This is a genomic window from Lentibacillus sp. CBA3610 (assembly GCF_013373365.1).
Lineage (GTDB): Bacteria > Bacillota > Bacilli > Bacillales > Amphibacillaceae > Lentibacillus.
The window spans coordinates 921,937-948,464 of sequence record NZ_CP035925.1; the positions used below are offsets into that span (position 1 = coordinate 921,937).

The 26,528-nt window shown below is 43.8% G+C and carries 29 protein-coding genes; 26 read left to right on the forward strand and 3 right to left on the reverse strand.

Annotation, left to right across the window (positions count from 1 at the left end; all coding sequences use genetic code 11):
• The 3 genes from rpe (at position 1) to spoVM (ending at position 1,448) form a co-directional block, all read left to right on the forward strand.
• Positions 1–663, forward strand: a complete 663-nt coding sequence (gene rpe, locus Len3610_RS04645) for a ribulose-phosphate 3-epimerase (RefSeq protein WP_176446921.1) — start codon at positions 1–3, stop codon at positions 661–663.
• Between the two features lie 4 nt (positions 664–667).
• Entirely contained in the window at positions 668–1,168 is a 501-nt protein-coding gene (locus tag Len3610_RS04650) for a thiamine diphosphokinase (protein ID WP_255259799.1), read from the forward strand.
• Positions 1,169–1,364: 196 nt separating this feature from the next.
• A complete protein-coding gene (gene spoVM / locus Len3610_RS04655; protein ID WP_010530495.1) occupies positions 1,365–1,448 on the forward strand; it encodes a stage V sporulation protein SpoVM in 84 nt (27 codons plus the stop codon).
• Positions 1,449–2,057: 609 nt separating this feature from the next.
• On the opposite strand, the gene rpmB is transcribed toward spoVM, so the two are convergent.
• A complete protein-coding gene (gene rpmB, locus Len3610_RS04660; protein ID WP_176446922.1) occupies positions 2,058–2,246 on the reverse strand; it encodes a 50S ribosomal protein L28 in 189 nt (62 codons plus the stop codon).
• A 238-nt stretch (positions 2,247–2,484) separates the two neighbouring features.
• Between rpmB and Len3610_RS04665 the strand changes: the two genes are divergently transcribed.
• Both Len3610_RS04665 and Len3610_RS04670 read left to right on the forward strand, forming a co-directional pair.
• Positions 2,485–2,847, forward strand: coding sequence for an Asp23/Gls24 family envelope stress response protein (locus Len3610_RS04665; protein WP_176446923.1), 363 nt, complete (start codon positions 2,485–2,487; stop codon positions 2,845–2,847).
• Between the two features lie 57 nt (positions 2,848–2,904).
• Complete coding sequence (locus Len3610_RS04670; RefSeq protein WP_176446924.1) at positions 2,905–4,569, forward strand: DAK2 domain-containing protein; 1,665 nt, start codon at positions 2,905–2,907, stop codon at positions 4,567–4,569.
• A gap of 39 nt (positions 4,570–4,608) precedes the next feature.
• On the opposite strand, the gene Len3610_RS04675 is transcribed toward Len3610_RS04670, so the two are convergent.
• Positions 4,609–5,892, reverse strand: coding sequence for an NCS2 family permease (locus Len3610_RS04675; protein ID WP_176446925.1), 1,284 nt, complete (start codon positions 5,890–5,892; stop codon positions 4,609–4,611).
• Between the two features lie 144 nt (positions 5,893–6,036).
• Between Len3610_RS04675 and sdaAB the strand changes: the two genes are divergently transcribed.
• The 9 genes from sdaAB (at position 6,037) to rnc (ending at position 15,005) form a co-directional block, all read left to right on the forward strand.
• Entirely contained in the window at positions 6,037–6,699 is a 663-nt protein-coding gene (gene sdaAB / locus Len3610_RS04680; RefSeq protein ID WP_176446926.1) for an L-serine ammonia-lyase, iron-sulfur-dependent subunit beta, read from the forward strand.
• 305 nt (positions 6,700–7,004) lie between these two features.
• The gene (gene sdaAA / locus Len3610_RS04685) at positions 7,005–7,880 is read left to right on the forward strand and encodes an L-serine ammonia-lyase, iron-sulfur-dependent, subunit alpha (RefSeq protein WP_176446927.1); all 876 of its coding nucleotides are present in this window, start codon (positions 7,005–7,007) and stop codon (positions 7,878–7,880) included.
• Between the two features lie 16 nt (positions 7,881–7,896).
• Positions 7,897–9,930, forward strand: a complete 2,034-nt coding sequence (recG, locus tag Len3610_RS04690; protein ID WP_176446928.1) for an ATP-dependent DNA helicase RecG — start codon at positions 7,897–7,899, stop codon at positions 9,928–9,930.
• 698 nt (positions 9,931–10,628) lie between these two features.
• Complete coding sequence (locus tag Len3610_RS04695) at positions 10,629–11,033, forward strand: hypothetical protein (RefSeq protein ID WP_255259800.1); 405 nt, start codon at positions 10,629–10,631, stop codon at positions 11,031–11,033.
• 164 nt (positions 11,034–11,197) lie between these two features.
• Positions 11,198–12,199: a phosphate acyltransferase PlsX gene (gene plsX, locus Len3610_RS04700; protein ID WP_176446929.1), complete on the forward strand. Its 1,002-nt coding sequence runs from the start codon at positions 11,198–11,200 to the stop codon at positions 12,197–12,199.
• Between the two features lie 2 nt (positions 12,200–12,201).
• On the forward strand, positions 12,202–13,143 hold the full coding sequence (gene fabD, locus Len3610_RS04705; RefSeq protein WP_176446930.1) for an ACP S-malonyltransferase: 942 nt from the start codon (positions 12,202–12,204) through the stop codon (positions 13,141–13,143).
• Positions 13,143–13,883, forward strand: a complete 741-nt coding sequence (fabG, locus tag Len3610_RS04710; RefSeq protein ID WP_176446931.1) for a 3-oxoacyl-[acyl-carrier-protein] reductase — start codon at positions 13,143–13,145, stop codon at positions 13,881–13,883. Before fabD ends, fabG begins: the two co-directional genes overlap by 1 nt.
• A 93-nt stretch (positions 13,884–13,976) precedes the next feature.
• The gene (gene acpP, locus Len3610_RS04715; RefSeq protein ID WP_176446932.1) at positions 13,977–14,213 is read left to right on the forward strand and encodes an acyl carrier protein; all 237 of its coding nucleotides are present in this window, start codon (positions 13,977–13,979) and stop codon (positions 14,211–14,213) included.
• Positions 14,214–14,321: 108 nt separating this feature from the next.
• On the forward strand, positions 14,322–15,005 hold the full coding sequence (rnc, locus tag Len3610_RS04720) for a ribonuclease III (RefSeq protein ID WP_176446933.1): 684 nt from the start codon (positions 14,322–14,324) through the stop codon (positions 15,003–15,005).
• 236 nt (positions 15,006–15,241) lie between these two features.
• On the opposite strand, the gene Len3610_RS04725 is transcribed toward rnc, so the two are convergent.
• Positions 15,242–15,466: a DUF1128 domain-containing protein gene (locus Len3610_RS04725; RefSeq protein WP_176446934.1), complete on the reverse strand. Its 225-nt coding sequence runs from the start codon at positions 15,464–15,466 to the stop codon at positions 15,242–15,244.
• A 190-nt stretch (positions 15,467–15,656) separates the two neighbouring features.
• Here Len3610_RS04725 and smc point away from each other — a divergent pair, with 190 nt between their 5' ends.
• The 12 genes from smc (at position 15,657) to ylqF (ending at position 26,426) form a co-directional block, all read left to right on the forward strand.
• Entirely contained in the window at positions 15,657–19,223 is a 3,567-nt protein-coding gene (gene smc / locus Len3610_RS04730) for a chromosome segregation protein SMC (protein WP_176446935.1), read from the forward strand.
• 15 nt (positions 19,224–19,238) lie between these two features.
• Positions 19,239–20,240 carry a signal recognition particle-docking protein FtsY gene (gene ftsY / locus Len3610_RS04735; RefSeq protein WP_176446936.1) on the forward strand — a complete coding sequence of 334 codons (1,002 nt, stop codon included), beginning with the start codon at positions 19,239–19,241 and terminating at the stop codon, positions 20,238–20,240.
• Between the two features lie 69 nt (positions 20,241–20,309).
• The gene (locus tag Len3610_RS04740) at positions 20,310–20,630 is read left to right on the forward strand and encodes a putative DNA-binding protein (protein ID WP_176446937.1); all 321 of its coding nucleotides are present in this window, start codon (positions 20,310–20,312) and stop codon (positions 20,628–20,630) included.
• A 13-nt stretch (positions 20,631–20,643) separates the two neighbouring features.
• The gene (gene ffh / locus Len3610_RS04745) at positions 20,644–21,987 is read left to right on the forward strand and encodes a signal recognition particle protein (protein ID WP_176446938.1); all 1,344 of its coding nucleotides are present in this window, start codon (positions 20,644–20,646) and stop codon (positions 21,985–21,987) included.
• 178 nt (positions 21,988–22,165) lie between these two features.
• On the forward strand, positions 22,166–22,432 hold the full coding sequence (rpsP, locus tag Len3610_RS04750) for a 30S ribosomal protein S16 (protein WP_176446939.1): 267 nt from the start codon (positions 22,166–22,168) through the stop codon (positions 22,430–22,432).
• A 21-nt stretch (positions 22,433–22,453) separates the two neighbouring features.
• Positions 22,454–22,681, forward strand: a complete 228-nt coding sequence (locus Len3610_RS04755; protein WP_176446940.1) for a KH domain-containing protein — start codon at positions 22,454–22,456, stop codon at positions 22,679–22,681.
• Positions 22,682–22,763: 82 nt separating this feature from the next.
• Positions 22,764–23,153 (forward strand): YlqD family protein, encoded by a 390-nt coding sequence (locus Len3610_RS04760; RefSeq protein ID WP_176446941.1) that lies wholly within the window; start codon positions 22,764–22,766, stop codon positions 23,151–23,153.
• Between the two features lie 11 nt (positions 23,154–23,164).
• Positions 23,165–23,674, forward strand: coding sequence for a ribosome maturation factor RimM (rimM, locus tag Len3610_RS04765; RefSeq protein WP_176446942.1), 510 nt, complete (start codon positions 23,165–23,167; stop codon positions 23,672–23,674).
• Positions 23,674–24,402, forward strand: coding sequence for a tRNA (guanosine(37)-N1)-methyltransferase TrmD (trmD, locus tag Len3610_RS04770; protein ID WP_176446943.1), 729 nt, complete (start codon positions 23,674–23,676; stop codon positions 24,400–24,402). The genes rimM and trmD overlap by 1 nt, the downstream gene beginning before the upstream one ends.
• A 119-nt stretch (positions 24,403–24,521) precedes the next feature.
• The gene (rplS, locus tag Len3610_RS04775) at positions 24,522–24,866 is read left to right on the forward strand and encodes a 50S ribosomal protein L19 (RefSeq protein ID WP_176446944.1); all 345 of its coding nucleotides are present in this window, start codon (positions 24,522–24,524) and stop codon (positions 24,864–24,866) included.
• A gap of 134 nt (positions 24,867–25,000) precedes the next feature.
• On the forward strand, positions 25,001–25,561 hold the full coding sequence (lepB, locus tag Len3610_RS04780; RefSeq protein WP_176446945.1) for a signal peptidase I: 561 nt from the start codon (positions 25,001–25,003) through the stop codon (positions 25,559–25,561).
• A 10-nt stretch (positions 25,562–25,571) separates the two neighbouring features.
• Positions 25,572–26,426, forward strand: coding sequence for a ribosome biogenesis GTPase YlqF (ylqF, locus tag Len3610_RS04785; protein ID WP_176446946.1), 855 nt, complete (start codon positions 25,572–25,574; stop codon positions 26,424–26,426).
• Positions 26,427–26,528: the final 102 nt, after the last annotated feature.

Consider the following 26,528-nt stretch of genomic DNA (forward strand, 5'->3'; position numbering starts at 1 on the left):
ATGACTAAAATAGCACCTTCCATTCTATCAGCTGATTTCTCACAGCTTGGTAACGAAATTAAGGATGTCGAACAAGGTGGCGCAGATTATATTCATGTTGACGTCATGGATGGGCATTTTGTCCCGAATATCACGATCGGGCCACTTATTGTTGAAGCCATCAAGCCACATACTGCGTTGCCATTGGATGTGCATTTGATGATTGAAAACCCTGATCAATACATTCCAGCTTTTGCTGAGGCAGGCGCATCAATCATATCGGTTCATCAGGAGACCAGCCCGCATCTGCACCGTACGATTCAACTGATAAAGGATCATGGGATGAAAGCAGGTGTCGTCATTAACCCCGCAACACCGGTTGAAATGATTCGGGATGTATTACACGAAGTCGATCTTGTATTGCTTATGACCGTGAATCCGGGGTTTGGCGGCCAGTCGTTTATCCCGGAGGTAATTCAAAAGATTGAACAAATAGCCTCATGGCGAGAAGAACGTCAATTAATATTTGAAATTGAAGTTGACGGCGGGGTGAATCGTAACACGGCCAAATTGTGTACGGATGCTGGAGCAGATGTTCTCGTTGCCGGAAGTGCCATTTTTAAACAGGATGACCGCAAGCAGATAATCCAGGAAATTGCCCAAGCCGCTGGAAAGGCGGAGTAACACCGTGACAAATGTTGCCATTATGGGAAGCGGCCCGCAGGAATTGATTCCGGACTTGTCCCAATACGAAGCTATGATAGACATTTGGATAGGCGCTGATCGGGGCGCCCTGACATTACTTGAAAATAATATAACACCAGACTATGCTGTGGGTGATTTTGATTCCATGGACGAAACAGATAAAGGTGAAGTACGGAAGCAGGCAAATGTGTTTGACCAATATCCAGATGAAAAGGATGAGACGGATCTTGAAATTGCACTGAATACAGCGTATGTCCTGAATCCAAAAAAAATTTATTTGCTTGGCGCCACTGGTGGACGCCTTGACCACGGTTTAATCAATATTCAGCTTCTGCACGCCATTATGGAGCGGGGGATACAAGGGATTATCGCTGATCATCAAAATCTGCTCGAATTAACACATCCGGGCAACTATGAAATCAGCCATGATTACCCGGCAGTTCTTTTTTTATTCGTTTCACTCGGTTTTTGTGAAAGGGCCTGACTTTAGAGAGGGTTTTTATTATTCGCTGACTGATGAAAAACCATTTCTGGGGATCAACACTCTGTATTTCAAACAAGCTTTTTTCAGATTTTGGTACTTTTTCGTATAAAGAAGGCATACTATTAGTAATAAAGAGTCGTGATGTATAGTCAGACCATAGAAAGCTTTGTTTGTAAACAGAGGAGGCGGAGATCTCATGAAATTTTATACCATTAAGCTCCCAAGGTTTATCGGCGGATTTGTCCGGGTGATTGCAGGCGTTTTCAAAAAAGATAAATAATAAGTAAGATTTAGCTTTTGTCATTTCTTTGGCAGAAGCTTATTTTTTGATAAAGGCCTTTTTCGTAAACTTGTTGCTTTAAGTGATGTATACTGCGAACACACTAAAAAATTGAGCGCGATGAACCACCGCTCCGGAAATACGCCTCCGCGCACTTAGGGCGGCTGGTGAGCCTCCTCGTGCTCGTCGTGTTGCAAGTGTTTTTCGTGGAACAGCACTCCTCGCAGAAAAAATCGCTAACGCGCTGCGGGGTCTCACCTATGGCCTATCCTCCCGCTGGAGTCTCCCGCGTATTTCTCCGCTGTTTGCTGTTTTATAATCTCATTTTGGTGTGTTTAATTAAAACCTCTCTTGTGGATGTTGATTGGAGTGAGGGCAGGGAGACTCCTGCGGGAAAGCGGGCAGCTAGACCTGAACAGGAAGCGGTTTTCTTCCGAGGAGGCTGAAGCGTTGCCCTAAGGTGCGCGACTGCCCGAAACGGAAATCAACAAAGCACTCTGTGTCGCAGTTTATGGGTTTGTGGCAAAAACAACAATCTTATAAACAATGTGAAAAAATCACGAAATGAAAAAGCACCCTTTATGCGGGTGCTTTTTAGACATTTATTAGTTAAACGCGTTGTACTTTGCCTGATTTCAAGGCACGGGTAGATACATAAACACGTTTTGGCTTGCCGTCGACCATAATACGAACTTTTTGCACATTAGCTTTCCAGTTGCGTTTACTTGCATTCATAGCGTGGGAACGATTATTTCCGCTGCGGGTTTTACGTCCAGTCACGGTACATTTTCTAGCCATGGTAATCCCTCCTGTTTAACACTTACTTATTTCCCATAATTACTTATCCAATTTACCATACTTGAATTGGTTATGCAATTATCATCGGAGTTATAAAGAAAAACAACTTGACAGAACAATATAAATCATTCATTGTAATAATGGGTTATCATCCAGTCATTCATTGAACGCTTTTAATACACGTATGATTATAGTAAAATATCCTTATAAATGACCGTGGTGTCAAAGGAGGATGAAGATGTCCATAGAATTGAATACAAACGATGGTCAGGTTACCATCACAAATGACGTGATATCTACAATTGCCGGTGGTGCGGCCGTTGAGTGCTACGGAATTGTCGGCATGGCATCAAAAAGTCAAATCAGGGATGGTATTGCTGAAATTCTCAGGAAAGAGAACTTTTCAAAAGGTGTTGTTGTCAGACAGGAGGAAACGCACCTCCATATTGATATGTATATTATCGTCAGTTATGGCACGAAAATTTCCGAAGTTGCGCATAATGTACAATCACAGGTGAAATACACATTAAGCAAATCATTAGGTCTTGAGATTGATTCGGTCAATATCTATATTCAGGGTGTCCGGGTAGCTAAGGATTAACCGCGGTATCCGGATCGCTCTTGTCGGCTTATTGCTGTTATGAGGGAGGAAAGTATTGTGGCGCAAGAAGAATTAAGTGGCACGATGTTTACACAAATGGTGCTGTCAGGGGCACACCATTTAAAAAACAATGCCGAAAAAATAGATGCATTAAACGTTTTTCCTGTTCCGGATGGTGACACTGGTACGAACATGAATTTATCGATCACGTCCGGAGCAGATGAAGTCAAAAAACTGAGCAGTGAAAACATCTCAGAAGTTGCAGGTGCCTTTTCAAAGGGTTTGCTAATGGGGGCGCGGGGCAACTCCGGTGTTATATTATCCCAACTGTTCCGCGGATTTGCAAAAGGGATGGAAAAGAAAGAAACGTTATCAGCCCAGGATTTGGCAGGTGCTTTTGACAATGGTGTGACGACAGCGTATAAGGCGGTCATGAAACCTGTTGAGGGTACAATTCTGACAGTTGCCAAAGATGCCGCAGAAACCGCAGTTGTCGAATCGGAAACAGAAAATGATGTAATCGCTTTAATGGAGAAAGTTATACAGGAGGCCAAATCATCCTTGAAGCGTACGCCGGATCTTTTGCCTGTCCTTAAAGAAGTTGGTGTTGTCGATTCCGGCGGGCAAGGGCTTGTGACGATTTATGAAGGTTTCCTGGCTGCGCTGAAGGGTGAAGAAGTGCATGAATCCGGGGCAGATGATATTGAGATGAATGAAATGGTCAATGCTGAGCACCATAAAATTGCTCAGGACTTCATGGATACCTCGGAAATCGAATATGGTTACTGTACGGAATTCATGGTCAGATTTGAAGCGGACAAGCTGAAAGAGTATCCATTTGATGAGGAAGCCTTCCGTAACGAATTGAGTGAATATGGTGATTCGCTGCTGGTTGTTTCAGATGATGACCTTGTCAAGGTGCATGTCCATGCGGAATATCCCGGTGAAGTGATGACTCTGGGACAACGTTTTGGTTCTTTGACCAATATGAAAATTGAAAACATGCGTGATCAGCATACAGCGATTGTTGGCGATGAAACGAAAAAAGCATCCCAGGGTGAAAAGGCTGAATATGGCATTTTGACGGTGGCGATGGGTTCCGGAGTCAAGGAACTGTTTGAAAGTCTTGGCGCAACAGTTGTGATTGAAGGCGGTCAAACGATGAATCCGAGCACGCAGGATATTACGGAAGCTATTGCAGAGGCGAATGCAAATAACGTGCTCATCCTGCCAAACAACAAAAATATTGTCATGGCAGCTGAACAGGCAGCAGAATTGGCAGAGGTAAATGCAGCGGTTATACCGACTAAAACCATACCACAAGGGATCAGTTCATTGCTGGCATTTCATCCGGAAACAGAAATCGGGGAAAACCGTGATGCAATGGAAGCTGCCGGCAAAGAAGTCAAATCCGGACAAGTTACATATGCGGTTCGTGACACACAAATTGACGGTATAACCATTGAGAAGGATCATTTTATGGGGCTGGTCGATGGGGCGATCAAAGCTTCCAATCAGGATCAGCTCGAGACGGTCAAATCACTGCTTGATGACATGATTACGGAAGACGATGAGATTCTGACCATTTTACAGGGCGAAGATGCCACTGATGACGATGTAAAAATGATCGAGCAATATGTGGAAGATAAGTTTGATGATATTGAGATAGAACACCATAAAGGCAACCAGCCGATATATTCATTTATTTTTTCAGTGGAATAAGAGATAAAAATTGCCTCCCTGCTAAAAAGGGAGGCAATTTTATAGTCCGGCAATCTTCATGATGAAGTAGGTCAGGAATAACCCAGAGATTATCAAGAGTACTGCCGGGAGATCTTTTTGTTTGCGCATGGCAATTTTTACAATCGGGTATGCAATGAACCCAAAAGCCATACCGTCTGCGATGCTGTACGTGAATGGAATCATCGCTGCAATCAGAAATACAGGAAGTGCTTCTGATAAATCATCCAATGGAACGTTGCGCAGATTTTGTGCCATCAACACACCGACAATGATCAAAATAGGGCTGATTGCCGTATCTGGAATCATGGAGATCCATGGAATGATGAATAACGTTAATAAAAATAGCAATCCTGCTGTGATAGCAGTTTTTCCCGTTCTGCCGCCAGATGTAACGACAGCTGCATTTTCGGCCGCTGAAACGGTTGGTGATGTTCCGAAAAAGGCGCTCATTAATGATGAAAAGGCAGTGGCCTGATAAGCTTTATTATAGCTGTTCTGCCGTTTCAGCATATGAAGTTGTCCATGCAGCAAGCCCATATTTTCGAAAATAAGAATAATGGTAAGCGGAAAAACAGCCAGCCAAAATTCAAAATCACCCATTGCTGTAAACGATGGGATGAACAGCATATCACCCGCGTTCACATCAATGTTTGTTTCGGTTGTATCCAACAGCCCAAACAGATAAGCAATGAGTGTTCCGGTTACGATGGTCACGAGGAAATTAGCCGGAATATTTTTCATGAATAAAAAGATCGCAATAAATAACGTCAGCAGGCTGGCAATAAATCCAGGTGATGTGAAGTCACCAATGGCAATGATCGTCTGTTCGCCACTTACGATAAGCCCGCTATTTTCAAGACCAATCAAAATAAGGAAAAAACCGAGCCCGACCGTAATCGCATGTTTTAACGATTCAGGGATTGCCTCTTTTAAAATAACGCCCAGTTTCGTGAACCCGGTGATAAGAAACAGAACGGCGGCAACGAGAACAACTGCCAGTCCTTCCTGGAATGAAAGGCTTGTACTGCCAACGATTGAGTAGGCAAACAGTGCATTAATACCCATTCCCGGGATAAGAATTAAGGGCAGTTTTGCGTACAGACCCATCAGTAAGGTGCCGGAAAAACTGGCAAGAATCGTTGCGACCATCCCGGTTTCCAGTGAAATACCAGCTTCACTGAGAATCGACCCGTTAACGATCACAATATAGACAGTTGTCAAGTAGCCGATCAAACCAGCCATTATTTCTTCGCGCCAATTTCCCTTGATGTCCTGTAACGACGTGTTGCTTTGATTGGACATGTTTATTCCTCGATGTTTTGCTGTCCCTCTCCCGCCCGATAATACATTGCTCTAATGTACAATCCACAAATGCTTATTATAGCGTTTTTTGTTATAATTAGCAAAGAAGAAAAAATCTATACGGGGAATAGGCGGTGTTGTGTTGTGAAATTCAATTCAGTATTTGACATCATCGGACCGGTTATGATCGGTCCATCCAGTTCACATACAGCAGGAGCAGCACGGATCGGGAAAGCAGCACGCAATCTATTGGGAAAAGAACCAAAATGGGCGCGTATCCATCTGTATGAATCATTTGCCAAAACATATAAAGGTCACGGGACGGATTTTGCTTTAGCTGGGGGGTTGTTGGGGTATGAGACGGATGACCCCAGAATGAACCAGGCATTGAAAATTGCTGAAGAGCATAATCTTGACATCGAATTTATTGAAGATAGTGCCGGTGTCGATTATCCGAACACGGCAAGGCTGATTATCGGTAATGAGACGGATCAAATTGAGCTTGTCGGTATTTCAATCGGCGGCGGAAAAATCGAAATCACGGAACTGAATGGATTTGAATTGCGTTTGTCAGGCAATCATCCAGCTATTTTGATTATGCACAATGACAGGTTCGGTGCCATTGCATCGGTTACAGAAATTTTGGCAAAACATGAAATCAATATCGGTCATATGGAAGTGAATCGTAAGGATGTCGGAAAAGAAGCACTGATGGTTATTGAAGTGGATCAGAATGTTGATGACCATGTGCTGAAAGAAATGGAAAATGCTGACCATATTGAACAGATTTCCAAAATTGTGAGTTAGCGAAAGTTAACAAATGGTTCCGCGCGTTCTATTTTACACGATAGTTATAAATATCGCGCAACACGTACCTTTTTTCGCGCGGCAAACGAAAATATCGCGCAATCAGCACCCAAAATCGCGCGATAATCGAGAATTTCGCGCGACAAACAGCCAAAATCGCGCGAGAAACGAAAATATCGCGCGACATCAAAAATAACGCGACCGGTAACTCATCAACATTTCGCTCGATACGCGCTTAAACCGCGCATTCATACTGATGCAATGTAAATAAATAACATGTTGTTCTTAGGAGAGGAGAAAATGGTATGTTTCGTACAGCTGCTGAATTGGTAGAAATAGCTGAAAATGAAAATATATTAATTTCGGAGGTCATGATCCGTCAAGAGATGGATGTAAAAGAAAAATCCCGGGAAGAGGTCTTTTCCGAGATGGAGAAGAATCTGGACGTGATGGAAAAGGCTGTGGAAGACAGTCTGAAAGGTGTTGAATCTGTTACAGGACTGACTGGCGGAGATGCCGTCAAAGTACAGGAATACATGAAAGAAAATACACCACTGTCGGGCAATATTGTCATGGATGCTGTCAGTAAAGCCATGGGCACTAATGAGGTCAACGCCGCAATGGGAACGATTTGTGCAACTCCGACAGCAGGCAGTGCGGGTTGTGTACCCGGAACATTATTTGCTGTTAAAAATCAGCTTAATCCGACTCGTGAACAGATGGTGCGTTACTTGTTCACGTCTGGTGCATTCGGATTTGTCGTGGCCAATAATTCGTTTATTTCCGGAGCAGCCGGCGGGTGTCAAGCCGAAGTGGGGTCAGCAGGGGCCATGGCATCAGCGGCCATTGTGGAAATGGCAGGCGGTTCACCGCAGCAATCGGCCGAAGCATTCGCCATGACACTGAAAAATATGCTCGGACTTGTTTGTGATCCGGTTGCCGGTCTGGTTGAAGTACCCTGTGTCAAGCGTAACGCGGGCGGTTCATCACTTGCTATCGTTTCCGCAGACATGGCACTTGCCGGCGTAACAAGCACAATTCCGTGTGACGAAGTAATTGGTGCTATGTACCGGATTGGCAAGCAGATGCCATCCAGTTTGCGTGAAACAGGTGAAGGCGGTCTTGCCGATACACCAACCGGACGTCTTTTAAAGGAGAAAATATTTGGAATGTCGGTATAGAAGGAAGTGATCAAATATGCTCAGTGATCCAGTAACAGCCATTAATGGTATCGGGGAAAAATTGGCAGAGGACTTAGGCGACATGGGGATCCAAACCGTGGATGATTTACTGAATTATTTTCCCTACCGTTATGATGTATTTGAAGTCAAGCCACTCAGCGAACTAATTCATGAGGATAAGGTCACTATCGAGGGAAGGATTGTCCATGAACCTTCCCTTAATTTTTATGGCAAGAAAAAATCCAGGCTGTCGTTTAATGTCGAAGTGGAAGGCATTGCGGTAAAGGCAGTCATGTTCAATCGGGCGTTTGCCAAAAAGCAGCTGAACCCCGGGGACACGGTGACATTAACAGGCAAATGGGATGCGTATCGTCTGCAAATAACGGTCAGCAATTACAAGAAAGGTCCGGCAAATGAGCAGACGGCCATCCAGCCGATGTATTCTTTAAAAGGCGATATAACCAATTATAAGGTGAAAAAAGCCGTCAGGAATGCTATCAAAGCTTACCAACATGAGATAACAGAACTTTTGCCGGAGCGTTATCTAAGTTCCTATAAACTTCCTGATCGGGCTTCGGCAGTGATGACAATGCATTTTCCAGTGAGCAGAGTTGACTTGAAACATGCACGGCGGCGCTTTACATATGAAGAATTTTTGCTGTTTCAGCTTAAAATGCAGTTACTGCGGAAAATAAAACGGGAATCTACCAGCGGGAACGCCCAGCATTACGAAGCATCCAGGCTGAATGAATTTATCAGCAGCTTTCCTTTTTCCTTCACAAATGCCCAGCAAAAAGCACTGAACCAGGTTTTGGCTGATATGAAATCGCCATACAGGATGAGCCGTTTGCTTCAGGGTGATGTCGGATCTGGTAAAACGGCGGTGGCAGAAGTAAGTCTTTATGCCTCGATTACTGCAGGCAAACAAGGAGCTTTGATGGTCCCGACTGAAATACTTGCTGAACAACATTTCGATTCATTAAAGGAGACATTTCGCGACAGGGCTTCCATCGTTTTATTGACCGGGTCTGTCAAAGGAAAAAAACGCAAAGAAACACTTGCGGCCATTGAAAATCATGAAGCAGATATTGTGGTCGGAACCCATGCTTTGATCCAGGATGATGTCTTTTTCAATGACCTGGGTTTTGTGATAGTCGATGAGCAGCACCGGTTTGGGGTGGAACAACGCCGGGCGCTGCGGGAAAAAGGGCTTCATCCTGATGTGTTATTCATGACGGCAACCCCGATTCCAAGAACATTGGCCATTACCGCATTTGGCGATATGGATGTTTCTGTGATTGATGAATTGCCATCAGGTCGAAAACCAATTGAGACGTATTGGGCCAAGGAAAATACATTCGAACGCATCCTGCAGTTTATCGATAAACGTGCCCGGCAAGGTGAACAGGCTTATGTTGTCTGCCCATTGATCGAGGAGTCGGACAAGCTGGATATTCAGAATGCCGTCGATTTATATCATCAGCTGGAAGAATTTTATACCGATTCCTTGCGAATAGGACTTATGCATGGGCGACTTTCAACCGATGAAAAAGATAGTATCATGAAACAGTTTGCCAATGGCGAAGTGGATGTCCTTGTATCGACGACCGTTGTGGAAGTCGGTGTGAACGTCATCAATGCAACGATCATGGTCATTTATGATGCGGAACGTTTTGGCCTGTCCCAATTGCACCAGCTGAGAGGCCGGGTTGGCCGTGGTGAGAAGCAAAGCTACTGCATTCTGATTGCCGACCCGAAAGGTGAAACCGGCAAAGAACGGATGCGGATTATGACCGAAACGAATAACGGTTTTGAGCTGTCCGAACAGGATCTGAAACTCCGCGGTCCGGGTGATTTCTTCGGGAAGAAGCAGAGTGGCTTGCCGGAATTTAAAGTTGCCGATATGATCCATGATTACCGGGCACTGGAAACTGCTCGGGGGGATGCTGAGGAAATGATTGAAAACGGCATGCTGGAAAATGATCCTGCTTTTAGGGACTTACAACGATATTTGGAAGATGAAGCTGTGTTACATGAAAAATTGGAATAAAATTTTTCAAGGATGTTATCTAAAAGATTGTTGTTTCCAACGCAACATCCATATACCGCGACGTAAGTGCATTGTTGATTTACGTTCCGGCCAGTCGCGCACCTTAGGGCAACGCTTCAGCCTCCTCGGAAGAAAACCGCTTCCTGCGGGGTCTTCAGCTGTTGCTTTTCCCGCAGGAGTCGACTGGCCTCCACTCCAATCAACAACCACAAGAGAGGTTAAATTACACGATAAATAATTTTGATTAAAAGTAAGTAAAAACAGCGTAGGAAATACGCGTAGACTCCAGCGGGAGGAAAGGCCTTGGTGAGCGTCAGCGCGAGGAGGCTCACCAAGCCCGCCGCGGAAAGCGGACGAAGCAAAAACATCCACTGAGTAAGCTACGAGTTGCGAGGAGTGCTACTCCCGAATCTCTTGCAACACGACGAGCACCAAGGTATTCCGAAGCGGTATTATTGCACTCAAATTTTTCACTGTGTCGCTGTTTATATCAACTGGTAATTAAAAGTAACATAGATTAACAAAAAGAGCCTTGTTTAAAAATCCGATATTATTTATGATAACTTGCATATTTTGATGTGGTATTATATACTATTAGTACAAGTCATAAGGATTACAGATAACATTTATTAAAGGAAAACAATGTTGCGCCGCACATGACTCGCGAATACCGGGTTTCCTATTGGACGGTGCTGTCAATGAAAATGAGTAAAGTAGAACGTCAACGGTTATTAAAAGAAACGATTGAAGCAACACCATTTATAACGGATGAAAAATTAGCGGAAAAATTCAGTGTTAGTATACAGACGATCAGGCTTGACCGTATGGAGCTTTCCATCCCGGAACTCCGTGAGCGCATCAAGTCTGTCGCTTCGTATCAGTGGAATGAGACTGTCAAAGCACTTCCTTTGGATGAAGTCATCGGCGAAATTATTGATCTTGATCTTGATAAACGCGCAATTTCGATATTGGAGATTAAACACGAACATGTTTTCCCGAATAAAGATTGCACGCGGGCATCATATATTATTTTGCCCAGGCCAATTCTGGCAGTTGCGTCATATAGACCTACAGAAAAAAAAAATAGTTCACCAGACAGTTAAAGCAGGGAACGTGTTGTCGCCAAGGCATTTGTTTGAAGAATGTGGAACGATAAAGGTTTGACCAAGTGATTCAAGTGAAACGTTTTGTCGATAAAATGAAGAAAAGTGTTTACCCGGTGTATTTCATATGTATCGTTCAGACAATCCAAAAGGGGACATTGGAAATGAAGATAGCAATTGATGCAATGGGAGGCGACCATGCACCAGAGGCAATTGTCAAAGGTGCAGAAGAGGCCGTATCCCACATTGAAAATTTGAATATAACGCTGGTCGGTGACGAAGAAAAAATTAAGCCGCATTTGACTGGTTCAGATCGAATCGACATTATCCATACGAATGAAATGATAACAGCTGATGATGAGCCGGTCAGGGCAGTCAGGAGCAAAAAGGATTCATCATTGGTATTAATGGCCAAAGAAGTGAAGGAAGACCGGGCGGATGCGTGTATTTCAGCAGGGAACACCGGTGCTTTGATGAGTGCGGGATTGTTTGTTGTCGGAAGAATCCGCGGAATTGATCGCCCGGCATTAAGTCCAACGCTGCCAACGACTGATGGAAAAGGCTTTTTGCTCTTGGATGTCGGTGCCAATGTTGATACTAAAGCACATAACCTTGTTCAATATGCCATTATGGGGTCGATTTATACCGAGCAAGTCCGATCGATTCAAAACCCGACTGTCGGTCTCCTGAATATTGGTACAGAAGAAGGTAAAGGCAATGAATTGACGAAAAAAGCATTCAACCAGTTAAAAGAGGCCCCGATTAATTTTGTTGGAAACGTTGAAGCACGTGATATTCTCTCAGGTGTTGCCGATGTTGTTATAACAGATGGTTTTAGTGGCAATATTGCCTTAAAAACAATCGAGGGTACGGCGATGACCATGTTTTCGATGCTGAAAGAAACATTTACGTCGTCCGTCAAAACGAAAATCGCTGCCGGCCTGGTGAAAGATGATTTAAAGGGGCTGCAGAGTCAATTGGATTATTCGGAGTATGGCGGTGCAGGGCTGTTTGGTCTTTCGTCACCAGTTATAAAAGCGCATGGATTTTCCAACAGCCGTGCCGTTTTCAATGCAATCCAGCAGGCTGCACATATGGTTGACAACAATGTAACAGATACGATCAGAACGACAGTCGAATCGATTGAGTGGGAGAAGGGAGACTAATCATGAAACGTGTCGCATTTTTATTTCCCGGTCAGGGGTCACAAGCGGTCGGCATGGGAAAAGATTTTTACGATCAGTATGCCGACGTAAAAGAACTCTTCCATCAGGCTGATCAGCTCCTGGGGAAAGAACTGACAAAGCTGATGTTTGAAGGTCCAAAAGAGGAACTGACCGAAACGGAAAATGCACAACCGGCATTATTATTGTCCGGAATTGCTGTCGGGAAGCTGCTGCAAAAAGAAAATATTCAGCCGGTGATGACTGCCGGTCATAGCCTCGGGGAGTACAGTGCACTTGTGGCTTCCGGTGCCATGTCATTTGAAGAGGCATTGCCGCTTGTTGCCACCAGGGGAAGACTAATGGAGGAAGCATTTCCAAAAGGCAGGGGCTCAATGGCAGCAGTGCTCGGCATGTCACAGGCTGAGATTGAACAGACATTGAACCAGTTGGATGACGATGAGGTTGTTGATCTTGCCAATCTGAACTGTCCGGGTCAGATCGTTATTTCCGGATCAAAAGAGGGCATTGATAGAGCTGCGGAACGGCTAAAGGAAAATGGTGCCAAACGTGTCATGCCTTTGAATGTTAGCGGCCCATTTCACTCCAGGCTGATGAGGCCGGCCAATGAACAGTTTACAAAAGAACTGGATGGCGTATCATTTAGGAACGCTGAGATCCCGGTTTATGCCAATGTAACAGCTGAACCAGTGACAGATAAAAACAACGTGAAAGATTTGTTGATCAGACAGCTTTATTCACCTGTCCGATTTGAGGAATCGATCCGCAATATGCTGAATGAAGATATCGATGCCTTCGTTGAGCTTGGAACAGGGAAAGTTTTGAGTGGTCTTGTGCGAAAAATTGACCGCAAAGCCAAAACGTTCGTCGTACAAGATCCCGATTCATTCAATACATTTCTATCGTGGTATAAGGAGGACTCCTAATGCTGGAAGGAAAAAATGCGTTAGTGACAGGTGCTTCTCGCGGAATTGGCCGTGCGATCGCCCTTGAACTGGCACGGCAAGGCGCAAATGTTGCTGTTAATTACGCTGGAAGTGAGGACAAGGCACAATCGGTTGTTGAAGAAATGAAGCAAATGGGTGTACAATCGTTAAAGATTCAGGCAAATGTTGCAGATGAAAATGAAGCAAAATCCATGATAAAAGAAGTTGTCAGTGAATTCGGCAGCCTTGATATTTTAGTGAATAATGCGGGTATCAATCGGGATAACTTATTAATGCGGATGAAAGAAGATGAATTCGATCAGGTGATTGATACAAATTTGAAAGGTGTCTTCCAGTGCATCAAAGCTGTCTCAAGACAGATGATGAAACAGAAAGGCGGCCGAATCATTAATGTATCGTCAGTCGTTGGCGTCAGCGGCAATGCCGGTCAGGCGAACTACACAGCTGCCAAAGCGGGTGTTATTGGTCTGACAAAATCAACAGCAAAAGAATTTGCATCGCGCAATATACTCGTTAATGCGGTTGCACCCGGTTTTATTTCAACGGATATGACCGATGCATTGACCGACGAACAAAAAGAAGGCATGCTCTCGCTTATACCGCTGGAAAAGTTGGGTGATGCGGAGGATGTGGCTCGTGTTGTTCGTTTCCTCGCCTCCGAGGATGCTAAATACATCACGGGTCAGACGATTAATATCGACGGCGGTATGGTGATGTAGAACAGGAGCCAGAGACCGGAAGCCGGATTTGGTGAAATCGGTGAATGAACTGATTTTGGTTATATAAAACAACTCGAAAGGGGGTGACGAATCGTGGCAGACGTATTCGATAAGGTAAAAGATATTATTGTTGATAAATTGGAAGTGGAAGAAGCACAAGTGAAAATGGAGGCATCTTTTAAAGACGACCTTGAGGCAGATTCACTTGATGTGGTTGAACTTGTTATGGAACTTGAAGATGAATTTGACATGGAAATTGCCGATGAAGAAGCCGAAAAAATCAATACGGTTGGGGATGCTGTGGAGTACATAAACAGCAATCAGTCCTGACTTCATATAACATTTGCAAGTCCCGCACTGTGCGGGGCTTTCTGTTTACGCTACATTCCGTCTTCAGTACAATGAATCTAATCTTAAATTTGAGTGGTGATCATCGATATGAACCTTTCACAACTGGAAGAACAGCTTGACATAACGTTTAACGATCAAGACCTGCTGAAGCAAGCTTTTACACATTCATCTTATGTGAATGAGCATCGGGATAAAAATTTTTCGGATAATGAACGCTTGGAATTCCTGGGTGATGCTGTCCTTGAACTGGGCGTTTCCCAATATTTATACAAGCAACAAGGGCAATTGCCTGAGGGGGACCTGACAAAACTGCGTGCATCGATTGTTCGTGAAGCCTCTCTGGTTGAGTTTTCCCGTGAGCTGAACTTTGGTGATTATCTTCTGCTCGGACGGGGTGAGGAGCAATCCGGCGGCCGTGAGCGACCGGCAATCCTGGCTGATGTGTTTGAAGCATTCCTGGGAGCATTGTACCTGGACCAGGGGTATGATGCCGTCATCCAATTCCTGAAACAATATGTCTATCCGAAAATAACAACAGGTGCTTTTTCGCATGCGATGGATTATAAAAGCAAGCTGCAGGAAGAAGTTCAGCGGCATCGTGATCATAGTATCGATTATGTGATTGCCGATGAAAAAGGGCCATCCCACGATAAGGAGTTCGTCGCGCAGGTGATTATAAATGGCGATGTCTCAGGCGAAGGGGCAGGCAATACCAAAAAAGAAGCCGAACAGCGTGCCGCCAAATATGCGCTGGATGCGTTGGATGAATAAAACAAAAGGCTGTGTGTTTTTGGATGAGCACCAGCCTTTTCGAGTATTCTGAGTGATAAACTGTCTTGGCCGCTTTTATGGCCATCAATTTCACATTATTATTTTATCCGATAAAATAATCGACTCATCAAACTAGTATTTTCGCTTTCCAATCATTAAACACTACCTAATCATAAGAGAAAAACTGGTTCCGCCTAATCGCGAACCAGTTTTCCACCTGCCAGGCTATTATGATGTTATGATTTCCTCACAGACCGCAGCTCAGCAATAAATGCCTGTGTCTCGGAAGCACTCAGATGCCCTTTTTGTTTCACCATATCATACATGAATTTGATGTCTTCATATTTTTCCAGATCATAGTCTGCCGAATCCAGCAACTCGGGATTGACCACACTCAATTGTTCAGCCAGTTCATCGAGCATAAATTTCAGGTTTTCCTGTGTCGGGTTTTCCAGATTCACGTGAACACTCCTCTATAAAATAGTTCCACAAAGCTTATGTATTGGATTAAGCCTTCTTTTGTGCTTCTCTTTATGATAAAATAAATGCGTTAAAAAGCCAACAGGCTGACGACATATTTTAAAAAGATAAAAAGGATAGGTCGGCTAAATTCGTCACGTCCTGTGCGTCGAGATAACTAGGAGAATGTTTATGTATTTGAAACGATTGGAAAGTGTGGGCTTTAAATCATTTGCCGAACGGATCAGTGTTGACTTCGTTCCGGGTGTGACATCAGTTGTAGGCCCAAACGGAAGTGGGAAAAGCAATATCACCGATGCAATCAGATGGGTGCTTGGTGAGCAGTCGGCACGGTCATTGCGCGGCTCGAAAATGGAGGACGTCATTTTCCAGGGAAGTGACACGCGGCGGGCGCTTAATGTTGCGGAGGTCACGCTGGTACTGGAGAACAGTGACAAAGAACTGCCGATTGATTATGATGAGGTCAGTGTCACCAGGCGTGTCTATCGTTCCGGTGAAAGTGAATTTTATATCAATAAACAGTCCTGTCGGCTGAAAGATATTGTCGATTTATTTATGGACTCTGGACTTGGACGTGAAGCATTCTCGATTATCAGTCAGGGAAAAGTTGAAGAAATACTCAGCTCCAAAGCAGATGAACGGCGGACGATTTTTGAGGAAGCCGCCGGTGTCTTAAAATATAAGCAACGCAAGAAGAAATCCGAGTATAAATTAGCCGAAACGCAAGAAAACTTAAACCGTGTGGAAGATATTATTCATGAAATTGAACAGCAAATAGAACCGCTGGAAGAGCAGGCGGAAACGGCACGCAACTATCTGGATAAAAAAGAACAATTGAAACAGCACGAAATTTCCTTGCTTATTACTGAGATTGAACAACTTCATGAAAAATGGCAGGCATTGCTGGATGAATTGGATAAAGAAAAAACGGATGAACTGAATCAGAAAACAGCCATTCAGACGAAAGAAGCCGAGCTGGAACATGAACGACAGGAACTTCAGAAGCTTGATGACGAAATCGAACAGCTGCAGGCGAATCTGCTGTCTACTACCGAACAGCTGGAACAATACGAAGGCAAGAAACAAGTGTTCAATGAACGGACCAAACATTTTACCGAAAACAAGGAAAAGCTTGAAGCACAAAAAAAGGAAACAGCCGAACGAATCGAAATGCTGCAGTATGAGCTCAACGAGGAAAACGCGAAACTATCGTCATTGCAGAGTAGCCGCAACGAAACGAAAGACCAGGTCAAACAGCTGGAAACAAAACTGACGACCGAGAGCGAAAATATTGCCGAACAAATTGAAGAACTAAAATCCGATTATATCGAATACTTGAATGAACAGGCTGCCAAACGTAATGAAAAACAATCGGTCCAGCAGCAGCTCCAGCAAATAGCCGGCAAAAAAGAAAAGCAGGCTGCAAAATTTGAGGATTTGCTGCAAGAACGGGAAGAACTTAGTACGAGAACGGAGAAGTTGAAGTCCGATTATGCGGAGCAGGAAGAAACTTGCCAGTCAAAATCTCAGGCTGTCCAACAGCTGAAAGATGACCTGACAAGCAAACGCAATGCTTTTCAGGAAGCACAGACTAAGCTGTATCAAGGCTATCAATATATCGAAAAATTAAAGTCTAAAAAAGAAATGCTGGAAGACATGAAAGAGGATTTTCAAGGCTTTTTCCACGGGGTTAAAGCTATCCTCAAAGCCCGGGAGGAAAAGAAACTTGACGGTATCCACGGGGCTGTCATTGAGTTGATCGATGTTCCGAAAAAATACATAACAGCAATTGAAACGGTTCTGGGTCCTCAGGCTCAGCATGTTGTGGTGAATGATGATCAGGCAGCACGCCAAGCAATCAGTTGGTTGAAAAAGACAAACAGCGGCCGTTCTACCTTTTTGCCGCTTAGGTCGATTCAGGCACGATTTGTCCCTAAAGGTTTGCTGGCCAAAGCGGAGAGTCATCCTGGCTTTGTAGGCGTTGCAGGTGATCTCGTATCGGCACCGCCTGAGTTTCAGAAGGCCGTCAACCATCTAATGGGTCATAATCTGGTTGCTGAAACATTACAAGATGCCAATGAAATCGCTAGCCTGATCAATCGGAAACACCGGGTCGTCACGCTGGAAGGTGATGTAGTCAATCCGGGCGGTTCCATGTCCGGCGGGGCACAAAAAAAATCAAAGCAATCATTATTCACGAGAGAAAAAGATTTACAGGAAGTGACTGAAAAACTCACGAACTTCCAGCAAAAAGCAGATGCCTTTGAGCAACAAGTTGACAACGAAAAGCAGCAAATCAGCGAGTTGGAAGAGAAGCTTGCAGAAGAAGAGAATCAAGTGTCAGAAGAACAGGAAAAGCTGCAGACGATTCATTCGTCCTTCAAAGAAACTGAAATGAAATTGGCATCATTAAATGATAACCTTGCATTATATGATCAGGACAAACAGCAATTTAATCAGGATACAAACGAATTGAACGAACGTGACGAACAGCTGACGAAAGCACTCGAAACCATTTCGGAGCAGCTCGAATCAACACAGCAGGAAATTGATAAGCTATCAGAACAGGAAGAGACGTTCCGGGAAAATCAGGAACAACTGAAAGAAGATTATCAGAGCGCACAAGTTGCTTTAGCTGAACAGGAAGAACGGTTAAAGAACCAGCGTGAAAAAACCAACAATGTCCAAACACAGTTGAATGATTATGAAGAGCAATATGAAATTTATGCCAATGACTTAAACGAGCTCCTGGATGTGCAGAATTCAGAAGAAACAGAGGAAGACATTGAAGCAACTATTTCGGAAGCGAAGGCCAACAAAGACACGATTACAGCCAAAACACAGGAAATGCGTTCGAATCGATCCGAACGCACCCAAATTTTGCAGGACCAGGACCGGGAGCTGAAAGAGGAAAATAAACAACACCAGGCGGTTAAAGAAGCTATTCAGGAAAAAGAAGTCAGAGCGAACCGTCTTGATGTTGAACTGGAAAACCGGTTGTCCAAGCTGCAAACGGAATACACGATGACATTTGAAAAAGCCAAACAGGATTACGATAAAACGGACAATGTCCAGGAAACACAATCGATGGTAGAACAAATCAAACAGGCTATTGATCAACTGGGCACTGTTAATCTTGGAGCCATTGATGAGTATGAACGTATATCCGAGCGGTACGAGTTTTTGTCGGAGCAGCGAAATGATCTTGTCGAAGCAAAACAGACACTGCATTCGGTTATTGCGGAAATGGATGAAGAAATGGAAAAACGCTTTGGTGACACGTTTGATCAAATTAAAAAAGAATTTTCCGTTGTCTTCAAACAATTATTCGGCGGGGGCAAGGCAGAACTGAAATTGACCGATCCGAAGAACCTGCTGGATACCGGAGTGGAGATCATAGCACAGCCGCCCGGGAAGAAATTACAGCACCTTGGACTTTTGTCAGGCGGTGAGCGGGCTTTGACGGCAATCGCCCTGCTGTTTGCGATACTCCGTGTCCGTCCGGTGCCGTTCTGTGTGCTGGACGAGGTTGAGGCAGCTCTGGACGAAGCAAATGTCGTCCGGTTTGCCACGTATTTGAAGACTTACAGTGAGGACACGCAATTCATTGTTATTACCCATCGCAAGGGGACCATGGAAGAATCAGATGTCCTGTACGGTGTGACCATGCAGGAATCCGGTGTGTCACGGCTCGTATCGGTCCGGCTGGAAGACACGGAAGAGCTTATCAACGCATAAGGAGGTATTCAATTAATGGGATTCATGGATAAACTTAAAAATAAATTCAAACAGAATGACGAAGATACAGAAGATGTTTCCAAAAAGTATAAACAAGGCATGGAAAAAACACGCAGCTCATTTTCCAGTAAAATCAATGACCTGATTGCCCGCTACCGCAAAGTGGATGAGGACTTCTTTGAAGAACTTGAAGAAGTGCTGATTGCAGCGGATGTCGGCGTCAATACGGTTATGGATCTTATTGACGAATTGAAAATGGAAGTGAAACGGCAGAACATTAAAGATACCAAAGAAATCAAAGACGTTATTTCGGAAAAACTGGTGGAAATCTACTACGGTGACGATGATGAAGAAGTTGAGAAGCTGAATATCCAGGAAGATGAACTCTCCGTCATCCTGGTTGTCGGTGTGAATGGTGTCGGCAAAACAACATCCATCGGAAAACTTGCCCATCAATTAAAACAGGAAGGCAAAAGCGTCATGCTGGCTGCGGGTGATACATTCCGCGCCGGTGCAATTGAGCAGCTTGATGTCTGGGGTGAACGCGCCGGTGTTGATGTCGTTAAACAAGGAGAAGGCAGTGATCCGGCAGCGGTTATTTTTGATGGGATTAAAGCAGCGAAATCACGCAACGCCGATGTTCTCATCTGTGATACGGCCGGCCGCCTGCAAAACAAGGTTAATTTAATGAATGAACTTGCCAAAGTGAAGCGGGTGATAGAACGGGAGGTACCGGGCGCACCTCATGACGTATTGCTTGTGCTTGATGCAACAACCGGTCAGAATGCATTAAGCCAGGCCAAGACATTTTCCGAAGCAACCGATGTATCAGGGATTATCTTGACGAAATTGGATGGAACGGCAAAAGGCGGGATTGTATTGGCAATCCGAAACGAGCTGCAAATCCCGGTTAAATTCGCCGGGCTGGGTGAAAGAATCGAGGATCTGCAGCGGTTTGATGCACACGCATTTGTTTACGGCTTATTTGCGGATCTGCTTGAAGATGATACTGAATGATGGTAAACTTTTTTGTAAAGGGATTTCACTTAACAATGGACCAAATAAATGTGCTAAGGGGTGGTTAAAATGCTGGAAAAAACAACGCGTGTCAATTACTTGTTTGACTTTTATCAGTCACTTTTGACCCCTAAACAGCGCAATTATATGGATATGTACTATCGGGAGGATTATTCACTTGGTGAAATTTCCGACTTATTGCAGGTGTCGCGGCAAGCGGTGTATGATAATATCAGACGAACCGAAACGATGCTTGAATCATACGAAAAAAAATTAGGTTTATATGATAAATTCCAAAAGCGTGCAGCAATTTTGGACAGGATGGATAATCATGCAACAGATAACAGTGAGATGCAGGCTTTTATCCATCAACTAAAAGAATTGGAGTAGGGGGGCACCTTCTATGGCATTTGAAGGATTGGCCGAGCGTTTACAAAGTACGATGAAAAAAATTACCGGAAAAGGGAAGGTTTCTGAGCAGGACGTTAAAGAAATGACGCGTGAAGTCCGCCTTGCACTGCTGGAAGCTGACGTTAACTTCAAGGTTGTCAAAGATTTAATCAAACGCATCAAGGAACGTGCTGTCGGACAGGAAGTAATGGATAGCCTGACACCCGGTCAGCAGGTCATTAAGGTTGTGAAAGAGGAATTAACCGAGCTGATGGGCGGCGAGCAGAGCAAGATAGCTGTAGCCGACCGTCCGCCAACTGTTATTATGATGGCAGGTTTGCAGGGTGCCGGGAAAACAACGACAAGCGGCAAACTGGCCAATCACTTGCGGAAGAAACACAATCGCTCACCACTCTTGGTGGCCGCCGACGTTTACCGGCCGGCAGCCATCGACCAGCTTGAAACGGTTGGAACTCAGCTTGATATGCCGGTTTTCTCCAAAGGCACAGATGCAGGTCCTGTCGATATAGCACGGGAAGCACTTGAACAAGCTAAGGAAGAACATCATGATTACGTGATTATTGATACAGCAGGCCGGCTTCATGTTGATGAAGATCTGATGGATGAGCTGGCGCAAATTAAAACAGCCGTCAATCCGGATGAGATTTTCCTTGTTGCTGATGCCATGACTGGACAGGATGCTGTCAATGTGGCTGAGAGTTTCGATCAACAGCTGGATCTCTCGGGTGTTGTCCTGACGAAACTTGACGGTGACACACGCGGTGGTGCTGCCCTTTCCATCAGAGCTGTAACCGGCAAGCCGATTAAATTTGCGGGTATGGGTGAAAAACTTGATCAGCTTGAACCATTTCACCCGGAAGGCATGGCATCACGTATCCTTGGTATGGGTGACGTATTGAGCCTGATCGAAAAGGCGGAAACGAACGTCAATGAAAAACAGGCGAAAGAACTTGAGGAAAAGATGCGTACAATGTCCTTTACATTTGACGATTTTCTGGAACAAATGGGTCAGGTTAAAAATATGGGACCATTGGAAGACTTGATGGCCATGATACCGGGCGCCAACAAAATGAAAGGGCTGAAGAATGCGCAACTTGATGAGAAACAGCTTGTTCAAGTAGAAGCGATTATTCAATCGATGACCAAAGCTGAACGCCAGGATCCAAATTTAATGAACGCAAGCCGCAAAAAGCGAATTGCTAAAGGTTCCGGCACATCCGTATCACAAGTGAACCGGTTATTGAAACAATTTAATGAGATGAAGAAAATGATGAAACAAATGACCAACATGCCAAAAGGCAAAAAAGGCAAAGGCATGAACCTGCCGTTTATGTAGATAAGAAAAATTCGGCGACGCCTCATTTTTCCAGATGCCGGAAGAGGTAAGATTTGCGGAAGTCAGCGAATTAGCCGATTTCTGAAAATACTGGTCTGTAATGGAAAAACACTTTACAGACATTATAACATCTGTTAGAATCTAAAATTGTGAAACAAAAGTTATTGGAGGTGACATCATGGCAGTAAAAATTCGTATGAAACGTATGGGATCAAAACGTAATCCATTTTACCGTATTGTCGTAGCCGATTCACGCTCACCAAGAGACGGACGTTTTATTGAACAAATCGGAACGTATAATCCTGTTGTGAACCCTGTGGAAGTTAAGATAAACGAGGAAAAAGCATTGGATTGGATGACAAATGGTGCTAAACCGAGTGATACAGTCCGTAACCTTTTCTCTAAACAAGGCATCATGAAAAAATTTCACGAACAGAAAAATTAATCGTAAAGTAGTGTGATAATCATGAAAGCCCTGATTGAAACCATTGTGACACCATTGGTTGATCATCCTGACGACATCGTTGTGACGGAAACAGAAGAAGATTCAAAAATTGTCTATCATCTGACCGTCAACCAAAACGATGTCGGCAAGGTAATTGGAAAAAACGGCCGAATTGCCAAAGCAATTCGGACAGTCGTTTATGCTGCAAAAACAGAAACAAACAAGCGTATTTATTTAGATATTATGTAAAGGGAGAGGGTATACCTTTCCCTTTTTACAAATCTGATGGATTCATCTCTATTTCAAAGTGTAGAGAGAGTGGGGAACCAATATGCAAATAATCAAAAAGGTCCTGGTTAAACAAGTGGTCACTGAGAAAAGCAAGGACAAATTACGAAAGAATTTTACTGATCACAAAATGCGGCTTGAACAAGAGTGTCAACAATTAAGGTTTGAACAGCGTAAACTTGAAAATAAACGCAATATGTCAAAACAGGAACTTTCCCAGCGATTTCAGCAAGAAATCAAAAATCGCAAAGAAAAGATCAAACTTGTTGATTTTAAAATCGAGCAGCTGGATATTCTTGAAATCGGCAGTGAAATCACCGAAAAAGAAGTTGAAGCTCTTGTTGAGGTCAAAGAAGGTTCGCATTGGAATGAAATTATGGAAGCGTCGGCCATTGTTATAAAGGATGATGTCGTTGTCCGAATTGATGAATAGCAGGTGATGACATGACAGACATGTTTAATGTAGGCAAAATTGTAAATACACATGGCATTAAAGGTGAAGTTAAAGTATATCGGATCACTGATTTTGATGACCGGTTTGAAATCGGTAATAAGTTAATTCTTGAGAAGAACGATAAATTGGTGGATTTGAAGATTGACGGACACCGGATTCACAAAGGGTTTGATTTGCTTCATTTCGAAGGCTATGACAATATTAACGATGTTGAACAATTTAAAGGGCTTCACCTGAAAATTAGTCATGATCAATTGACCGAACTGGATGAACATGAATTCTATTATCATGAAATCATTGATTGTGGTGTGTATCTGACAAACGGTGACTACATCGGGGTCATAAAGGAAATCCTATCACCAGGCGCGAATGATGTATGGGTGGTTGACAGGGAAAAGGAGAAAGATGTATTAATCCCTTATATTGCGGATATTGTAAAAGAAGTAGATGTTTCAGCACAAAAAGTAACCATCGAACCAATGGAAGGATTGCTTGACTGATGCATATTGATGTATTGACGCTATTCCCGGAAATGATATCAGGTATGTTTGATGCCTCGATTTTAAAAAAAGCACACGAGAAAGAAAAATTAAGTTATAACCTGGTGAATTTCCGTGACTACTCGGAAAATAAACATATGAAAGTTGACGATTACCCGTATGGCGGTGGAGCTGGAATGGTGTTGACCCCGCAGCCGGTGTTTGACGCAGTGGATTCGATAACAGCTGATAAAACAACGAATCCAAGAGTGATTTTAATGTGTCCCCAAGGCGAGCCATACAATCAGAAGAAAGCAGAAGAACTGGCTAAAGAAGATCATCTTGTGTTTATTTGCGGCCATTATGAAGGTTATGATGAGCGGATCAGGGAACATCTCGCTACTGACGAAATATCAATCGGTGATTATGTACTGACCGGCGGGGAACTTGGTGCCATGGTTGTGATCGACAGCGTTGCCAGATTATTGCCCGATGTACTTGGGAATGAGGCGTCTGCACCAGAAGACTCATTTTCCACCGGACTCCTGGAACATCCCCACTATACACGCCCTGCTGACTTCCGTGGTATGAAAGTTCCGGATGTGCTGTTATCAGGTGATCATGCAAAAATTGCCGAATGGCGCAGGAAAGAGTCGCTGAAACGGACTTGTGAGAGGCGAAAAGACCTGATAGATGAGAAAAACTTATCAGATAAGGATAAAAAAATATTGGGAGAAATAGAGTGTTGAACTCACCCTTTTAGTATGATATATTTATGATTGTGCTTAAGTACGTATGAGCGCGTAAAAACGATGTTCCGCTGTCCTGTAGTGAGATAAGAGCATTAGTTTGGAAGGAGTGAACCAGGATGCAAAATATTATCGATGAAGTGACAAAAGATCAGCTTCGTACAGATCATCCTGATTTCCGCCCGGGTGACACTGTTAAAGTTCACGTTAAGGTTGTTGAAGGTACCCGTGAACGTGTTCAGGTATTTGAAGGTGTTGTCATCAAACGTCAAGGCGGCGGAATCAGTGAAACATTCACGGTAAGAAAACTTTCCTATGGTATTGGTGTCGAGCGTACATTCCCGCTGCATTCACCACGTATTGCGAAAATCGAAGTTTCCCGCCGTGGTATTGTTCGCCGCGCGAAACTATACTATCTTCGTAATCTGCGCGGAAAAGCAGCACGTATTAAAGAACGTCGCTAATCCGTCAAATGAAGCGGTTATTGTAAAGGGGCTTGTTTTATTCACACAAGCTCCTTTTTACTTGGAAATCTCACTTGGATAACATGATATAATAGATATGTTATGACATATATGTTGCAGGCGGTGGGGAAAATATGGAGAAACTTAAAAGTGAATGGTTTGACTGGGTAAAGGCTCTATTAATAGCTTTTGGCCTGTTCTTTATCATTCGAACCTTCTTTTTTGCTCCGATTGTCGTTGACGGACCTTCCATGATGCCAACGTTGCATGATGGGGATCAAATGATTGTCAATAAGTTCATCTATCAAATACAAGAGCCTGAGCGTTTTGATATTGTCGTATTTCATGCTTCTGAAGGGAAGGACTTTATCAAACGTGTCATCGGCTTGCCAGGCGAACATGTGGCAGTAGAGGATGAAGAGTTATATGTCGATGGTGAAAATGTGGAAGAGGCCTTTTTACAGGAACGAAAAGAAAAAATGCCGTCCTATCAGCCATTGACTGGTGACTTTCAGCTGGAGGAGCTCCCTGGTGGGCACGAAGAAATTCCTGAAAACCATGTGCTGGTGTTAGGTGACAATCGGAATAACTCGACGGATAGTCGTATACTGGGTCTGGTTTCAATGGATCAGATTGTCGGAAAAACAAGTTTGATTTATTGGCCGCTCGATCGCATACAGATAATACATGATTAGGATGAGCGAAATGACGATACAATGGTTTCCTGGACACATGGCAAAAGCAAAGCGTGAAGTGGAAGAAAAACTGAAATTGGTTGACTTTGTAATGGAGCTTGTTGATGCGCGGGCACCTTTATCTTCACAAAACCCAATGCTTCAGGATGTTTTGCAGCAAAAACCGAAAATGATTGTCATGATGAAAAAAGATCTCGCGGACGATCGGGTAACGGATGAATGGCTGAATCATTTTAATAATCTTGGAATTCCGGCTGTTGCGATTGATGTCAATGATAAAGCCGATATGAAACGCGTTATTCAAACGGCTAAAATGCTAGGTCAGGCTAAAATGGATAAGTTGAAGAAAAAGGGCGTTAATCCGCGTCCTGCGCGTGCGATGATTATTGGTATACCGAATGTCGGTAAATCAACACTCATAAACCGTCTGGCGAATAAGAAAATAGCCCAAATCGGCGATAAACCGGGCGTGACCAAAAAACAGCAATGGATAAAAGTAAAAGATGATTTTGAACTGCTTGATACACCGGGTATTTTGTGGCCTAAATTTGAAGATGAAATAGTAGGTTATCGGCTTGCAGCTATTGGTACCATTAAAGATCAGCTATTGCCGCTGGATGATGTTGTCGCTTTTGCCGTAGAGTATATGCAGGAACATTACCCGGAGAGACTGGGAGAACGTTACGGGATTGACCGTGATATGGACGACATGTGGCATATATTCGTTTCCATCGGCAAGCAGCGAGGAGCACTGGAAAGCGGCGGGAATGTTAATTTTGACAAAGTTGCAGGTTTGGTTATCCATGATTTGCGATCAGGAAAACTTGGTGACATGACGCTTGAAACCCCTCCGGAAAGCGAATAGTTGCCGGTGACAGGTCCTTCCCCGCTGATTGAAATAAGCACAAAACAATCCATAAATCGTTTTGTGCCTATTTTTATTATAGTATCAATACTTAATGTTTAC

What these genes read in the sequence shown, in the direction of transcription:
- sdaAA (WP_176446927.1), top strand. Translation starts at nt 7,005, where the DNA reads ATGTTTCGTACAGCTGCTGAATTGGTAGAAATAGCTGAAAATGAAAAT.
- spoVM (WP_010530495.1), top strand. Translation starts at nt 1,365, where the DNA reads ATGAAATTTTATACCATTAAGCTCCCAAGGTTTATCGGCGGATTTGTC.
- Len3610_RS04760 (WP_176446941.1), top strand. Translation starts at nt 22,764, where the DNA reads ATGCAAATAATCAAAAAGGTCCTGGTTAAACAAGTGGTCACTGAGAAA.
- rpe (WP_176446921.1), top strand. Translation starts at nt 1, where the DNA reads ATGACTAAAATAGCACCTTCCATTCTATCAGCTGATTTCTCACAGCTT.
- smc (WP_176446935.1), top strand. Translation starts at nt 15,657, where the DNA reads ATGTATTTGAAACGATTGGAAAGTGTGGGCTTTAAATCATTTGCCGAA.
- ffh (WP_176446938.1), top strand. Translation starts at nt 20,644, where the DNA reads ATGGCATTTGAAGGATTGGCCGAGCGTTTACAAAGTACGATGAAAAAA.
- lepB (WP_176446945.1), top strand. Translation starts at nt 25,001, where the DNA reads ATGGAGAAACTTAAAAGTGAATGGTTTGACTGGGTAAAGGCTCTATTA.
- Len3610_RS04755 (WP_176446940.1), top strand. Translation starts at nt 22,454, where the DNA reads ATGAAAGCCCTGATTGAAACCATTGTGACACCATTGGTTGATCATCCT.
- fabG (WP_176446931.1), top strand. Translation starts at nt 13,143, where the DNA reads ATGCTGGAAGGAAAAAATGCGTTAGTGACAGGTGCTTCTCGCGGAATT.
- rpmB (WP_176446922.1), bottom strand. Translation starts at nt 2,246, where the DNA reads ATGGCTAGAAAATGTACCGTGACTGGACGTAAAACCCGCAGCGGAAAT.
- recG (WP_176446928.1), top strand. Translation starts at nt 7,897, where the DNA reads ATGCTCAGTGATCCAGTAACAGCCATTAATGGTATCGGGGAAAAATTG.
- Len3610_RS04665 (WP_176446923.1), top strand. Translation starts at nt 2,485, where the DNA reads ATGTCCATAGAATTGAATACAAACGATGGTCAGGTTACCATCACAAAT.
- rnc (WP_176446933.1), top strand. Translation starts at nt 14,322, where the DNA reads ATGAACCTTTCACAACTGGAAGAACAGCTTGACATAACGTTTAACGAT.
- Len3610_RS04740 (WP_176446937.1), top strand. Translation starts at nt 20,310, where the DNA reads ATGCTGGAAAAAACAACGCGTGTCAATTACTTGTTTGACTTTTATCAG.
- rpsP (WP_176446939.1), top strand. Translation starts at nt 22,166, where the DNA reads ATGGCAGTAAAAATTCGTATGAAACGTATGGGATCAAAACGTAATCCA.
- fabD (WP_176446930.1), top strand. Translation starts at nt 12,202, where the DNA reads ATGAAACGTGTCGCATTTTTATTTCCCGGTCAGGGGTCACAAGCGGTC.
- rplS (WP_176446944.1), top strand. Translation starts at nt 24,522, where the DNA reads ATGCAAAATATTATCGATGAAGTGACAAAAGATCAGCTTCGTACAGAT.
- plsX (WP_176446929.1), top strand. Translation starts at nt 11,198, where the DNA reads ATGAAGATAGCAATTGATGCAATGGGAGGCGACCATGCACCAGAGGCA.
- ftsY (WP_176446936.1), top strand. Translation starts at nt 19,239, where the DNA reads ATGGGATTCATGGATAAACTTAAAAATAAATTCAAACAGAATGACGAA.
- Len3610_RS04695 (WP_255259800.1), top strand. Translation starts at nt 10,629, where the DNA reads ATGAAAATGAGTAAAGTAGAACGTCAACGGTTATTAAAAGAAACGATT.
- rimM (WP_176446942.1), top strand. Translation starts at nt 23,165, where the DNA reads ATGACAGACATGTTTAATGTAGGCAAAATTGTAAATACACATGGCATT.
- trmD (WP_176446943.1), top strand. Translation starts at nt 23,674, where the DNA reads ATGCATATTGATGTATTGACGCTATTCCCGGAAATGATATCAGGTATG.
- ylqF (WP_176446946.1), top strand. Translation starts at nt 25,572, where the DNA reads ATGACGATACAATGGTTTCCTGGACACATGGCAAAAGCAAAGCGTGAA.
- Len3610_RS04675 (WP_176446925.1), bottom strand. Translation starts at nt 5,892, where the DNA reads ATGTCCAATCAAAGCAACACGTCGTTACAGGACATCAAGGGAAATTGG.